General features: G+C 54.3%; 15 protein-coding genes and 2 pseudogenes. 3 read left to right on the top strand and 14 right to left on the bottom strand.

The features are described 5' to 3' along the window. Positions 1-137 precede the first annotated feature (137 nt). Positions 138-887, top strand: coding sequence for a hypothetical protein (locus tag SD70_RS39950; RefSeq protein ID WP_331436849.1), 750 nt, complete (start codon positions 138-140; stop codon positions 885-887). After that, positions 847-1,647, top strand: a complete 801-nt coding sequence (locus SD70_RS39945) for a hypothetical protein (RefSeq protein ID WP_331436848.1) — start codon at positions 847-849, stop codon at positions 1,645-1,647. Before SD70_RS39950 ends, SD70_RS39945 begins: the two co-directional genes overlap by 41 nt. A 58-nt stretch (positions 1,648-1,705) precedes the next feature. Here the strand turns inward: SD70_RS39945 and SD70_RS39940 are convergent, their stop codons facing one another. From SD70_RS39940 to queD, 14 genes and pseudogenes are all read right to left on the bottom strand, one after another. Further along, positions 1,706-1,915, bottom strand: a complete 210-nt coding sequence (locus SD70_RS39940; protein WP_331436847.1) for a hypothetical protein — start codon at positions 1,913-1,915, stop codon at positions 1,706-1,708. After that, positions 1,912-2,547, bottom strand: coding sequence for a hypothetical protein (locus SD70_RS27590; protein WP_331436846.1), 636 nt, complete (start codon positions 2,545-2,547; stop codon positions 1,912-1,914). The genes SD70_RS39940 and SD70_RS27590 overlap by 4 nt, the downstream gene beginning before the upstream one ends. 19 nt (positions 2,548-2,566) lie before the next feature. Next, a pseudogene (locus SD70_RS27585) lies at positions 2,567-3,624 on the bottom strand (Gfo/Idh/MocA family protein). Positions 3,625-3,661: 37 nt separating this feature from the next. Further along, positions 3,662-4,387: a hypothetical protein gene (locus SD70_RS34085; RefSeq protein WP_052487956.1), complete on the bottom strand. Its 726-nt coding sequence runs from the start codon at positions 4,385-4,387 to the stop codon at positions 3,662-3,664. Next, positions 4,318-5,103 (bottom strand): glycosyltransferase family 39 protein, encoded by a 786-nt coding sequence (locus SD70_RS34080; protein ID WP_052487955.1) that lies wholly within the window; start codon positions 5,101-5,103, stop codon positions 4,318-4,320. Before SD70_RS34080 ends, SD70_RS34085 begins: the two co-directional genes overlap by 70 nt. 11 nt (positions 5,104-5,114) lie before the next feature. Then, positions 5,115-6,050: an ROK family protein gene (locus SD70_RS27575; RefSeq protein ID WP_041051585.1), complete on the bottom strand. Its 936-nt coding sequence runs from the start codon at positions 6,048-6,050 to the stop codon at positions 5,115-5,117. Positions 6,051-6,052: 2 nt separating this feature from the next. Beyond that, on the bottom strand, positions 6,053-6,766 hold the full coding sequence (locus SD70_RS27570; protein ID WP_041051584.1) for an N-acetylmannosamine-6-phosphate 2-epimerase: 714 nt from the start codon (positions 6,764-6,766) through the stop codon (positions 6,053-6,055). A 54-nt stretch (positions 6,767-6,820) separates the two neighbouring features. Continuing rightward, complete coding sequence (locus SD70_RS27565) at positions 6,821-7,651, bottom strand: carbohydrate ABC transporter permease (protein ID WP_231571596.1); 831 nt, start codon at positions 7,649-7,651, stop codon at positions 6,821-6,823. Positions 7,652-7,653: 2 nt separating this feature from the next. Then, on the bottom strand, positions 7,654-8,556 hold the full coding sequence (locus SD70_RS27560; RefSeq protein ID WP_052487953.1) for a carbohydrate ABC transporter permease: 903 nt from the start codon (positions 8,554-8,556) through the stop codon (positions 7,654-7,656). A 61-nt stretch (positions 8,557-8,617) separates the two neighbouring features. Next, positions 8,618-9,892 carry an ABC transporter substrate-binding protein gene (locus SD70_RS27555; protein WP_082053706.1) on the bottom strand — a complete coding sequence of 425 codons (1,275 nt, stop codon included), beginning with the start codon at positions 9,890-9,892 and terminating at the stop codon, positions 8,618-8,620. 179 nt (positions 9,893-10,071) lie between these two features. Then, entirely contained in the window at positions 10,072-10,941 is an 870-nt protein-coding gene (locus SD70_RS27550) for a MurR/RpiR family transcriptional regulator (RefSeq protein WP_041051604.1), read from the bottom strand. A gap of 237 nt (positions 10,942-11,178) precedes the next feature. Then, on the bottom strand, positions 11,179-11,889 hold the full coding sequence (queC, locus tag SD70_RS27545) for a 7-cyano-7-deazaguanine synthase QueC (RefSeq protein WP_041051576.1): 711 nt from the start codon (positions 11,887-11,889) through the stop codon (positions 11,179-11,181). Between the two features lie 28 nt (positions 11,890-11,917). Further along, the gene (locus tag SD70_RS27540; protein WP_041051574.1) at positions 11,918-12,628 is read right to left on the bottom strand and encodes a 7-carboxy-7-deazaguanine synthase QueE; all 711 of its coding nucleotides are present in this window, start codon (positions 12,626-12,628) and stop codon (positions 11,918-11,920) included. Next, positions 12,625-13,098, bottom strand: a complete 474-nt coding sequence (gene queD / locus SD70_RS27535) for a 6-carboxytetrahydropterin synthase QueD (RefSeq protein ID WP_041051572.1) — start codon at positions 13,096-13,098, stop codon at positions 12,625-12,627. Before queD ends, SD70_RS27540 begins: the two co-directional genes overlap by 4 nt. Positions 13,099-13,400: 302 nt before the next feature. Between queD and SD70_RS35400 the strand changes: the two are divergent. Further along, positions 13,401-14,254: pseudogene (locus tag SD70_RS35400) on the top strand (RsmB/NOP family class I SAM-dependent RNA methyltransferase); the annotation flags it as partial.

Genomic DNA, 14,254 nt, shown 5'->3' with positions numbered 1-14,254 from the left:
ATATGATGGATCCGAGTACAAATGCTAGAATATTTTGATGGGGAGATGATGTCAGGAAATTGCTAGTGTTGTCTGAAAGCGGTACTACTGCCACTCTGTCACGAACGAAAATGACAAGTTGCCGGGAGGGTGAAGCTATGAAATTTCCGCCAAAGAGCGGCAGCACGTTGCGCAAAACGTGGAACCGCTTCGTGTTTGCCAGTCTGCTAGCTTTGTTGCTGCCTGCGGTAAGCGCTTACGCCGAAAGCGATCATCAACATCAAAAAGGTGATCTCCGGCAAGCGGCGCTGAACGGTCCGACCATCGAAATCGATCCAACATTCCTTTATTATCAAAACAGATCAGAGGAAAGCATCGCCGATGAAATGGTGCAAAACGGATTCAAAGCCGTGCATTACTTCGTCGTTAACGAAAGCAACGTCAATGTCAAATTAATCGAAGCGTTTCATAAGCGCGGCATCGCCGTTTGGGCGCTCGTACTGGGCAACGGCTCTTACTCGGTCGTCGGATACCCGGCGGATTGGCCGGAATGGCAAATGCAGCTGCTGACTCCTGTTAACGACGGCTTTTACCGCTTCTCTCCGTTCAGCGACAAGTACGTTGCATGGAAAAAGAAGTCGCTGGCGACGCTGGTAACGAAGTATCCGTTTGACGGCATCGAGGTCGCAGAACCGTACTTCCCGGAATGGGACGGCATTAAACGCGGCGTCTACGGCGACGTGGGTCCGCTTGCCCAGGAAGCGTTTAAAAAAGAGTACGGCCTCGGCATGCCGAATTTCACCAATCCCAATGATCCGAATTATTATGAAACGAACCGGGAGCTGTACGAGAAATGGATCGAGTTCCGTGTCAACGCAGTCAACCGCTTTGTCGAGCCAGCTTATTAACGGCAAGGACGGGGTAAGGCAAGCGCGTCACGACATTCTCGTCGCTACGTGGTCGCTCGCCATCGACGCCGGCCCGGATTCCGTGAAGCTCGTGCGCGAATTCCACGGCCTCGATGCGGCGAAAATGATCTCGGCGGTGAAGCCCGACCTCCACTTCCTCCAGACGCATTGGCCGGATTGGGTGAAGCCGCAAAGCGAACTGCCGGGCGACTATATTAAAAAATATCAAAATTTCGTCGACCAAATCCGCTCCGTGCATCCGGCGATCAAACTCGGCGTTCAGGCCGATATCGGCTCGGGCTTATGGATGGTAAAGGACCGAAGCTGGTACCGCTTGTTCGGGGATACGGCAAAAGCGATGGGGCTTGCCACTTGGACTGGCTACGAGTACCATCTCGGCAAATATATATATGACGAAGCCCCGCTGCCCAAAGCCGCAGTTCGTCAGGATAAAGATACGGTCGTCATTTCGTTCCAAAAAAGAATCGACGAAGCTTCGGCCAAAATGCCGGGCAGCTTTAAAATCACGGTCGGCGACAAGGAGAAACAAAGCGAACTCATCCTCGATCCGCAAGCCGTCAAAGTTGACGGCAACTTGGCCATCATCCATTCCGAGCAATTGCCGAATAAAGAGTTTCAGCTGCGCATCAGCAACGTGACCGATACGCCCCAATACTGGCTGTACAACAAAACGCAGCCCGCCAACCGGATAGCCGACAATACGGCGATCGACGTTGCCCAGAAAAAATCCGACGATTGACCTCCTTGAAAAAACGGAAGGCCGCCTAAACGGCAGCCTTCCGTTTTTTGCGCAACTGCTAATCTCTTGGGAGCTGTATCCACTGATACGGGGACTTCGCCGCCGCAAAGCCGTGCTCGATGACGCTCATTATCGCAATCGTTTCCGATGGTTTTACCGTCGGCACTCCGCTTTCGAAAAACTGAACCATGTTCTGAATGAACCGCTCGAAAAAATCCGATTCGGGCTTGATGATTTTGGCTGCGCCGGAATCGTAGTTTACCGTCATGCTGAATGGACACTCCCATCCGAAATGATGGATGCTGGCTTGTCTTCCGTCGCAAATCCGATAAGCAGCGAAGGCGATTTTGCCGTACCAATATACATAACCCGGGCAGCCTCGCTCCCCATCAGCGAGATGATAGGTTCAATTTGATGAATCGAATAATTGTCGTACCGTCCCGGCCCTACGCTGCAAATCGTCTCTATGCCGGTGCGGTCCGCTTCGACATATTCGGTAGCGAACCGGAGCGCCGACGAGGAATAAAGCGGTGTTCCGTGCTTATGCGCCACATCGAACAGACGAATCGCTGTGCTCCTGTCCGGAGCGAACGTTTTGTCGATGTAGGTCGGCTTGCCCGAGCGCAAAGGAATTTGCGAAAGCTCCTCGTGATACTCCGGGTTATCGGGCGACAAAACAATTAAATAATCGCTGTTGTCGACAACGGCCTCGATCGAAGAGAGCAGCTCGATGCTCTTTTTCCCGCACCACTCGGCGTTGCTCAGCCCGCCCTCCGCATCCTTTTTGCCGTAAGCATAGCATACTTTCATCCGCCCGCCGGTTGCGTCCTCGATCCATTGCGGATATTTTTCCGCATGCCATTCGTCGAGGTAGTAGTCGATGAAGCCGATTTTTTTCACCTTGCTTCCTCCCTTCGCCTTAAAATGAAACCTCCGCGCCGGCATCCGACGAATCGTATATCGCCTGAATGATCTTCGCCGTTACGATGACGGTATCGATGTGTGACGACAGTTTTTCTCCGGTTCTGATGCATCCGATAAAGCTGTCGATCTCGTTTTGAAAATGATCGCCCATCTTGAATTTGGCCGCGGTTTCCAGCAATACGCCGTTATGTGCACTGTAAATTTTGAAGTCCGCCCCGTATTTCAGCCTGATTCCGGCTTTATCGCCCAGAAAGTCGATGTACATCTCCTCGACGCCGATATTTTGCGCCCAAGCGCCGTTCAGCGTAATGGTCGGACCCTCCGTGCGAATAAAGCCCGTCACGAAATCATCCACATCGTATGTTCCGGCATAATTCGGCGGGCCTGCCCACATGTTGACGTAGGCGTAATTTTCCATATCCCGTCCCAGCTTGCAGTACGTCTTGCCGGACACCGTCAGCGGCTGCGGGTCGCCCGCGCAATACATCACTATATCGAGAAAATGAACTCCCCAATCGATCAAGGCGCCGCCGCCGGCGATAGATTTAGTCGTAAACGCGCCGCCCAGCCCGGGAATGGACCGATGGGCCCGAAAGCTGACGTATACGTGATACAGCTCGCCCAACTCGCCGTTTTGAATCATGTTTTGATGAGATTGACACCATTATTGAAGCGGTTGACGACGCCGATATTCAATATTTTGCCGGTTTCATGCTGAACTCTTTGCATTTCCAGCGCTTCCTGGTACGTTCTTCCCGCCGGTTTCTCGCACAGCACGTTTTTGCCGGCCCGCAAACAATCGATCGCTATCGATGCGTGCAAGTGATTCGGCGTGCAAATGGAGACGGCTTCGATTTCCGGATCGTCTAAAATTTGCCGATAGTCGTCAACCGCGATTCCGCAACCGTGATCCTTCACTGCCTTCTCGGCTCTCGCCTTGTCGAAGTCGCAAAAATATTTGATCTCCGCGAGCGGATTGGCTTTATATGCCGGAATGTGCGCATTGTTCGCGATCGTACCGCAGCCGATGACGGCAACTTTGATTTTATCCATGAACGTTGCACCAAGCTTTCTTCTTATTTTTTTGGGGCTACTGCCCCAGCTGTACGTCTTGTTTGGACGCTGCCGTTCTCCACGAAAGCAGACTGTAAATGCCGAAGCTCTGCAAAACGATCAGGCAAGGCATAATGTCGAAGCGGTACCGGGTTTGCACCTCTATGACGATATGGACGGCGGCGTAGCCCAGCAGCAGTATCAGAAACAGCGTGAAGCCGGTGCCGCCGGGGCGCCTGAGCAAACCGATCATCGCGGTCAACGCGAAGAACGCCATCGCCACATAGCCGATTCTTTCCGTCGCGGTGAGGGAACCGTCCAACCACGGCTTCTTCAGTTCCCATAAGCTCCACATGACCGAAGAATCCGCAGTACCCCACATGAACTTGAACTTGTCGGCAAATAACTGCAGCAATGCCTGTTTGTCGCTCATTCTGTCGAGCATCAGCTGGCGCTCTGCTTCGTTCCTCGGTTCGCCCAGCGGGTATTTCAGCACATACTGGTCGTCGTCGTACGACCAACCGCCGGTCGTTTGCCGGTTTAAGCCGACCATATACTTCCAATACGGCTCGCGGCTCGATAGCGGGTAATCGGTTATGCCGGACTGGATGAAACTTGCATTGATCGCCTGCTGAGCCGCCAAATAAACAAGGATAACGCCGAAAAACTTGGCCCATGCGAACCATCCGTCTTTTAGCCGCCACGTCCGCAGCAGGAAAAACAGGGCGTAAACGACGAATCCCGCAATGAAGAAAACGCCCAAAGGCTCATCATATTGCCCAAGGCGAACAGCAGACCAACCCATATCCAGCTGTATTTCGGGACAAGCCCTTTCCGCACGAGCAAATAGCAGCCTAAGGAGAAGAAGAACGTCGACACGTGTTGATTCGTCAATACCGAGCACATAATAATATTCGGCACGTAGAGCGCATACAGAAACGACGCGATTCTCCCGGACAGCTCGTTAAAAAGCTTGGCCGCGGTCAAATAAACGACGAACGCTGTCCCGACATTGAATACGGCGTTGAACAGCTTCAAAATGATAATCGGAGCGCCGAACAATTTGACGATGAGCGCCTCATATATCGTGAAGCCGAGCTGATAAACCCAACGGGAGTAGTACTCCGATCTGCCGAAAGAAAAGTCCCCTTTCGCCGCTTGCAGCGCTGCGTTGTGCATATCCAGGAAATCGGAAACCGGCGGAGTGTCGATCAACAAGATCCAATATACCCTGAAGCCGAAGCCGACAAGCAGCAGCAAGATGATAAATTGCTTTTGCGTAAGCCGCCTCGCCAACAAATGCGCTGCTAAAACAACGACTAAAACAACGAGCGCAAGCAGAGCAGCGGTTGGAACATAACCGCCCAAATATTTGGCGCTATTGATAAAAGAAAAATAAAGCGTCAATGCGAAAAATATAGTGCCGGCCCATAGAAGCAGCTTTTTTACAATGCCGCCGCCTAGATTGATCCCCTCCACCCGATCACTCCTTAGCGTATCGATGATATGACAAGGCTTGCGGCTCCGAATACCCCCGCCATATCGCCCAGCTCCGCCGGTACGATCGGAATCTCCGGCGTAACGTACGCTCGCAGCGTAAGCTTGGCGATATGCCGGCGAATGCGGTCGAACAAAAAGTCGCCCTGCTCGGTTATGGCTCCTCCGACAATTATAGCAGGCGGATTGAGAATATGGATTAAATTTGCTAGCCCCAATGCGACATACTCGGCATACGCTTCTATAACTTCGATCACCTTTTCGTCTCCGGCTCTTGCCAGCTCGAATACCCGTTTCGGGGACATCTCCGCCTCATCCGTCCCGATGCCGGCTTGTGCGGCTATACGAAGCAACGCTTTAACGGACGCATACTGTTCCCAGCAGCCGCGAAGGCCGCACGTGCAAGGCAAGCCGTTGCCGACGATAACGTGATGCCCGAAGCCGCCCGCAAACCCGTCTCTCCCATGGTAAACCGATTTGCCGATAATCAAGCTGCCGCCGACCCCGGTGCCTAACGTGACGCATAGAAAATCGTTCAGGCTTCTTCCCGCTCCGAGCCACAGCTCTCCGGCAGCCATCGCCTTCACGTCGTTGTCGACCGCCACCGGAACGTCAAAATGCCCTGCAAGTTCCGCAGCCAGATCGATGCCGGTCCAGCCGGGAAGATTGCCGGTCGCTTCCGCTACAACCCCTTGCCGATTGACGTAGCCTGCCGTACCGATCCCAATGCCGAGCACCTGCCGGCCGCTGTTCACGCTTTCGCTCACATACGCATCGAGCAGCCGTATCAATTTTTGCAGCAAGGAGCTCCTTCCCGACGCCGCGTTCGTCGCGACCGCTTCGTGCCGCAGCATTGTGCCGTCCGATCCGACGAGCCCTGCCTTTATGTTCGTACCGCCAATATCAATGCCGATGGCACAAGGCGACATGGTTACCTCCCGCTTTCACGCAAGCCTGGCGAAGAGACGTGCTCCACGAACTTTCGGGTCATGACATGCGGGCGGGTGATGGCCGTCCCCACAACGACCGCATAAGCGCCGCGCGCAAAGCAGGCGCGCGCTTGTTCGGGATGCAAAATGCGCCCTTCCGCTATGACCGGGATTTGAACTTGTGCGGCCAAAGCTTCAACCAGCGCATAGTCCGGTTCGCTTTGCCGGGGACTGTAAGGCGTATAGCCGGACAAAGTGGTAGCAACGCAATCGAATCCGAGCTGGGCGGCGTACAGTCCTTCCTCGACAGTCGAAATATCGGCCATCAGCAAACATTGCGTTTCGGATTTCACTCTGCTCACAATGTCCTCTAGCCGCTCCTTGTTCGGTCTATCCCGCCGTGTGGCGTCGAGCGCGACCATGTCCGCACCGGCGTCGATTACCGTCGACACGTCGGACCAGACAGGCGTAATATACACATCCGAACCGATGTAATCGCGCTTCCATAACCCGATCAACGGAATGCGGCGCACCGCTTTTTTGATCTCCGCTATATCTTGCGGCGAGTTGGCTCTGATCCCTACCGCCCCGCCTTCTACGGCCGCTTTCGCGAACCTGACCATGATGTCGCTGCCGTAAAAAGGTTCTCCGGGATACGCTTGGCACGAAACGATAATTCCTCCGCGGAGGCGCTGCAGATCCAATGGTATTTTCATTTACTCACCGGTTTCTTTACGAGTTTGTTTGATCTTGCCGCATGCGCTTTTCATTCACCCTTTGATTCCCGTCAACGTAATGCCTTCGATAAACTGCTTTTGCGCAAAGAAGAACAGTACGATAATCGGAAGCGTAAACATGGCGGAGGCCGCCATCAATTTTTCCCACTCCACGTAATGGGTCTGCATGAAGGCGTACAGTCCGAGCGACAGCGTGTAAGAGTCCTTATCGTTCAAATACAGCAGTGGGCCGAGAAAATCCGACCACGCCGCAAGAAAAACAAGCACGCCTACAGTAGCGATGATCGGTTTGCATAAAGGCAGCATGATCTGCGCATAGATTCTGAATTCCGAAGCTCCGTCGATTCTCGCCGCCTGAACGAGCGAATTGGGAATCGTCATGAAAAATTGCCGGATCATAAATACGTAATACCCTGCGCCCGCGCTTAAAAACGCCGGCAATACAAGCGGCACGTACGTTCCGACGAGCCCGAGCCTGGTCCAGATAACGTAAAGCGGAAGCATCGTCACTTGATAGGGCAGCAGCAAAGTGGCGATCACCGCCGCAAACAGTATCTTTTTGCCTTTCCATTCAATGTGCGAGCAGGCATAGGCGACAAGCGGGGCGGAAATCAAAATGCCGATTACCGTCAACACAGATATGAGCACCGTATTGCCGGTTAAGCGAAAAAAATTGATCGTATCGAATACGTCGGCATAGTTTTGCCAACGCGGCACTTTCGGAAAAAACACGGGAGGCGAGGCAAACAATTCTCCCTGCTTTTTCACCGAAGTCGACAGCAGCCAGAGAAGCGGGGCGGCAAATACGACGCTGAACAGCACGAGCAAGCTGTAGCGAACTATTTTTTGGGCAGCTTCAACCATCGTCATTCGCCTCCGTAGGTGACCCATTTTTTAGACGTTTTGAACACGAACCACGTGACGAGCGCGGTGATGAGGAAAAGTACCCACGCCATAGCGCTGGCATGGCCCATTCGGAAGTCGACGAACGCTTCGCGGTACAGCAAAATCGAGTAAAAAAGCAGCGATTTCTCCGGCCCCGCCATCGACTGATCGGCGCCGGAATTCGTAAGCGACGCCAGCATAAACGCCTGGGCGAAATATTGGAAATAGACAATCAGGCTCATGACCAGCTGAAACAAAATAATGGGGGATATGCTTGGCAGCGTAATGCTGACAAACTTCCGGAGCGACCCGGCCCCGTCGATTTCAGCCGATTCGTACAAGCTTTTCGGCACGTCCTGCAGCGCCGCCAAAAATATGATCATAATCCCGCCGGAGCCCCATGCCCCCATCAGAATAAGGGAAGGCTTCGTCCACACCGGATCGAGCAGCCAATTCGGCCCCCGGATGTGAAGCAGCTGCAGCACGGAATTGATCAGTCCGCTCTTCGGATTGAGCACCCACATCCATACCAGCGAGGAGGCGATGACCGGTACGATCGAAGGGACATAGAACAACGTCCTGAAAACCGATTGGCCCTTCACTTTCAAGTTCAACAGCTGCGCACTGAGCAGTCCGGCAACGATCGTCACCGGCGTAGCAAACACAACCATGTACAGCGTATTGAAAATGCTTTTGCCGACCTCTTTCTCCTGCAAAATCCATTTATAATTGTCGAGACCCACCCAACTGAGCGACTTGAACAAATTAAAATCGCAGAAGCTGTACACAAGCGACGCGCCGATTGGAAACAACGTAAACAGCAGAAATCCTATTAAAAATGGGCTTGAAAACAACAAGCCCGTCATATTCGCTTTTCTGTGCATGCTTCCCCTCCCGTCCGGTTGAATCGCGCCCCCGCCTGTTCGACGGGGGCGGCTACGACGTCTATTTCAATAAGTCCTGGGTTCTTTGCTGCATCGCCTTGATGCCGTCCTCCGGCGTTTTTTTCAAGTTAAATACGGCTTCCGCTTCTTCCTTCACGACTTTTTTCAAAATGTCCGGCATTTGGGAAATGTTCGGAGGGGACTTGATGTTTTTGTTTTCGGCGAACTTCATAAACAGTTTGGCGTCGGCAATTTTATCGAACACCGGATCGGCCATCGACGATTTTCTGGCCGGAATATTGCCCATGCCGCCTGTAAACTTCGACATTTCCGGGGCGGAATACAGGAACTTCATAAACTCCCATGCGCCGTCCACATTTTTGGAATTTTTCGCAATATAGAAGATGGAGCTTGCGTTTTCCCCGCTGCCTTCAAATTCCGGATGCCCGTCAAGATAAGGCAGCGGCGCAAGCCCGTAGTCCAGCTTGATATTGTTGTTGGCCATAAACGTAGACAGCCACGGGCCGTCGAAGCGGATCGCCTGCTTGCCGGACATGAACGGATCGGTCGGGTCCAGCCATTTGCCGGTTGCCTGAATTTGCTTCACATTATCGACGCCGAACTTTTTGTTATATTCGTAGATGAGCTTCATCGCTTCCAGCGAGGCCGGGCTGTCGAATGCAGCCTGCTTGCCGTCTTTCGAAACAAACTCTCCGCCGAAGCCGTAAGTCAGAGTTTCGAACGGATTGCCCGGATAGTCCGGGAAGCCTAGCGTATCGATCGTTCCGTCCGGGTTCGTTTTCGTCGTTTTGATCGCGACGTCGAGCAGTTCTTTGCTCGTCTTCGGCGGCTCTTTGAAGCCCGCATCGGCAAGCAGCTTTTTATTGTAGAACATGCCGGTAACCGTCACGTTGATCGGCAGAGCGTAATACTTCCCCTCGTATTTGCCCTGCTCGAGCGAAGCGGGAATGAAATCGGACAAGTCGTATTTGTCCCGGTTAATCAAATCGTCGAGCGGCAACGCAATCCCTTCTTTGGCGTATTGAGCGACGTTGCTCGCGAAAGAGTCCGTAATATCCGGGCCTTTGCCGCCGGCTATGGAAACTTTAATTTTCTGTTCGTCAGGCACCGACAAGCCGACCGCCTGATACTTGGTTTGGCTTTCATTAAACCTTTTGATCGTTTGCTCGACGACTTCACCTTCTTTGCCGCCCCACAAATACCACACCGTTACTTTCGGCTTGCCGCCCGCTTGCCCGGAGCAGCCGATTAAAACCCCTACCAGTAAAACGATGACGAGTGAAGAAAGCAATGTTCTACAGTACGCTTTTCGCACTTGCTTACCCCTCCTTCATATAGTTATGTTTCAATATCCATTATAAGGAATTCGATTGAATTGTGTAAATATTTTTTAAAATTAATTTAAAAAAAAAATTCCTCCATTTCGAACGAATGGCGGAAATTCTATCGAATGCACTTTATTTACAATGGCGATTCACAGCACTCGTTGGCGGTTCAATACAATTTGTCCGCCACCGATCCTGCCGTTTTCCTGATCGATTCGGCCGCTTTATCTTTCATGTTCATTGTCAGCAGAGTAGACAAAATCTCGATCATGTGAATGTGACCGATCTTGGTGGAAAGAGCTCCTCCCTCAAAAGGGGATTCCTTGGAAGGCACCAGAAGCACAATATCGGCATGGTGCGTGATCGGCGATTTGGCGTGGCCGGTCAAACAAATGACCTTGGCGCCGTTCTCTTTGGCCTGGCGGATCGGATCGACCAGATCTTTGGTGCTCCCCGAATGCGAAATGCCGAACACGATGTCGCCCTTGCCGACAAGCGACGCTGACATGGCGATAATGTGCGCGTCCCGCTGAACTTCCGCACTGAGGCCGATTCTCATGAACCGGTAATGCACATCCATAGCGGTGATGCCGGAAGAGCCGACGCCGTACACGAAAATTCGGTTGCCGTTCATTAGTAAGCTAACAGCTTGATTCAATGTGGCCGGATCGATCAAATTCAGCGTGTTGCGCAGCATCTGTTCGTTGTTTTGCGTAATTTTTCTGGCCACGGAGTCCGTATCGTCGTCGTAGTTGATTTCGCCGCTCAATTGAACCGGAGCGTTAACCAGATTTTGGGCGAGGGACAGCTTGAAATCGTGAAATCCGCGGAACCCGAGCTTACGGCAAAAACGTATGACCGACGTATCGCCGACAGCAGATTTTTCGGACAAATCGGTAATCGTCGACAGCAGCGCATCTTCCGGATTGTTCAGCACGAAGTCCGCAACTTTTTTCTCCGCTTTCGTTAACGACGAATAGATGCTTGAAATCAACAGGAGCGTATTGGATGTTTGATGCAGTTTGTTGGAGATCGTCATTTTGAACCACCTTTTAAGCAAGAAAATATGCGTATTTTCTTTTATCATATCAGCAAGGAAAAGAGAAAAGAAATATTTTTCCTTACGATCTCAAATGGCGGAAAATAATTTCAATTAATGGACAAAGAAGCCCCCACGACCCACAATGAAAGTGGAGTCAGGAGGCTTATCCGCAAAAAAGCACAAATGAACGAGAGATTGCTTTTCAATCGGCTTCAGGGTCAACTTAATCCATCATTACCGCGTTTCGTACGAAATCGGGTCGCGGCAGCCGGCCTCCGCGAAGCCTTTGAGCCGGAGCCGGCAGCTGTCGCACACGCCGCATGCCGCCTCGCGCCCGTTGTAGCACGACGTCGTCAGCTCGTACGGGACGCCGAGCCGCATTCCTTCGCGGATGATGTCGGCCTTCGTCCAATTGACGAGCGGCGTTTCGATCGAGATCGGCTTCCCTTCGACGCCGATTTTCGTCGCGTATTTGATGACGTCCTCCACTTTGGCGATAAATTCCGGACGGCAGTCCGGATAACCGCTGTAATCGAGGGCGTTGACGCCGATGAAAATCGCCTCCGCAGCGAGCACTTCGGCGTAGGACGTGGCGATGGACAGGAACATTAAATTGCGGCCGGGAACGTAAGTAATCGGAATTTCCGACGCCGCTGTGTCGGCGGCTCCCGGCGCCGTCATGTCCGGTACGTCGATGGAGTCGTCCGTCAGCGCGCTGCCGCCGATCTCGCGCAGGAAATCGAGCTTCACGACTTTGTGGCGGCCGGAGACGCCGTAATGCTCGGCGACTTTGCGGGCGTTGTCAAGTTCAATGCGGTGGCGCTGGCCGTAGTCGAAAGTGAGCGGGTACAGCTCGTAGCCTCGGTCCCGGGCGATGCCCATGCAGGTCGTGCTGTCGAGGCCTCCGCTTAAAATAATGACCGCTTTTTTCGCAGATGGATTCATGGCAAGGAATCTCCTCTCGGACAGGTGATCAGACGCCGCGCATGGCGGGGTCCCAAATGATTTTGTGCAGCTGCATGTTCAGCTTGACGCCGCTTAGGCTGTGCGCCAGCATCAGCTCGACGAGGCGGCGCGGCGGCATCGTTTCCCAGACGGGGCTGAACAGCGGCAAGGCCGCAGTCGGGTACGTCTCCAGCACGCGGCACGCTTCGCGGAAGTCACGCTCGCTGCCGATGACGAACTTGAGCTCGTCCTGCTCCCGCAGCAGCGCGAAGTTGGCGGGAAGCATTTTGTCCTGCTCGCCCGAATCAGGCAGCTTGTAGTCCATAATGTAGCGCACTTTATCCGAGGTAACGCGGGCGACGAACGGTGCAAGGTCGATCGCCCCGTTCGTCTCGATATGCAAATCGCGGATGTGCGGCAGCGCCGACAGCGTTTCGATCAATGCCAGCGACTTGTCGCCGTACAGCAGCGGCTCGCCGCCGGTCAGGCAAATGTGCCGCGCGCGGTAGCCCTGAACGCGTTCCGCGATTTCGCCGATCGTCATGACGCTGTCCGCCTCGGCAGGCGGGTAGCTATATTTCGTGTCGCACCACGTGCAGCGCAAATTGCAGCCGAACAGCCGGACGAAAACGGTCGGAAAGCCGGCGCGCGTCCCTTCGCCTTCGACCGTCTCGAAAATTTCCACCATCGGCAGCTTGATGTCTAAAGCAGCGCTCGCGATGTTCAGGCCTGCGCTCATTCCGATTCCTCCATTAGCCCGCGGGTGACGGCCGCATAGCTCGTCGGCGTCTCCCACAGGCGGATTTCTTCCAGCCGGACGGCGGGATGAAGCTTTTCCTCGACGAGAGCTTCGTGAATTTGCTCGTACATCCAGACGACCATGTTTTCGGCCGTCGTGTTCATCGGCGGCAGCACCTCGTTCAAGTAGCGGTGGTCGAGCTTGTCGATGACCCGCTCCTTGGCGATGCGCTTAATGTCGGCGAAATCGATGGCGAGGCCGCGCGCATCGACTTTGCCGCTCATGACGACTTGCAGCTTGTACGTGTGGCCGTGCAAGCTTTTGCATTTGCCCTCGTAGTTGTGCAGGTGATGGGCGCTGTCGAACGTGAACTCTTTCGAGACGAGTACCGTTTTGTTATGATATTTAAGCTGGTGCTCGTGAATGTGTTGTCCGAGTATTTGCACTTGGCTCGGAATTTCGTATTCCATGGGGCTCCCTCTTTTCCGGTATGAGAAAAAACGCGCTGCCGCTCTGCCGGACAGGCGCGTTTCCGCGAGCGGTTCGGCCCATAACCGATCCGATCTTATCTAGCAAAAAAGCTCTATCATTATAGCATGACCGCCAAAACCCGACAATGCGGCGAGGCCGAAGCGGGCCGGACGCAAGCCGGAAGCGCCGGGCACCGGCACGCTGCAAGCGGGAGCCGGGCGCAGCAATGACATGCCGGGATGGCATCCAAGCGTGCTGAACCGCGCGCGCCATGGACATTCTAACCATATGACAGAGAGACATGAAGGAGACCTGCAACGTGAACGATACCGTAAAGCTGCCGGAACCGTTTCTGGATCAGATGAAGGCCCAGCTCGGAGCTGACGAATACGAGCGCTTTATCGCCTCGTACAGCGAGCCGCGTACCTACGGGCTGCGCCTCAACCAGCTCAAGCTGAGGCCCGAGGACGAAGCGTTCGTTTCGCTGCGCGACCGGTTCGGGATGACGCCGGTGCCGTGGTGCAGCACCGGCTATTATGTCGATGGCGCCGACGAGCGGCCCGGCAAACACCCCTACCATGCAGCAGGGCTTTACTACATGCAGGAACCGTCGGCGATGGCGCCGGCCGAGCTGCTGGATCCGCAGCCTGGCGAATTCGTGCTCGACCTGGCGGCTGCCCCGGCGGCAAAACGACGCAGCTGCTCGGCAAAATGCAGGGCCGCGGCGTGCTGATCGCCAACGAAATCCATCCGGCGCGGGCCAAAATTTTGTCCGAGAACGTGGAGCGCCTCGGTTACGCGAACGCCGTCGTCGTGAGCGCCGCTCCGGACGAGCTGGCGGGGCGGTTCCCGCAGGCGTTCGACGCCATCATGCTCGACGCGCCGTGCTCCGGCGAAGGGATGTTCCGCAAAGACCCGGAGGCGATTCGCGAATGGTCGCCCGCGCACGTGCGCATGTGCGCGGCGCGGCAGGCGGACATCGCGCGCGAGGCGGTTCGCATGCTGAAGCCGGGAGGGCGTCTCGTCTATTCGACGTGCACGTTCAACGAGGAGGAAAATGAGCGCACCGTAGCTGCGCTGCTCGCGCAGGAGCCGACCTTGACGCTGGAGCGGACGGAGCGGCTGTGGCCCCACCGCGTGCGCGGGGAGGGCCAC

Origin of the sequence: Gordoniibacillus kamchatkensis (genome assembly GCF_000829455.1) — a bacterium.
In the GTDB taxonomy this organism is placed as follows: Bacteria; Bacillota; Bacilli; order Paenibacillales; family NBRC-103111; genus Gordoniibacillus; species Gordoniibacillus kamchatkensis.
Note: the sequence above shows the minus strand (reverse complement) of the source record. Positions and strands in the feature narration are given on the sequence as shown.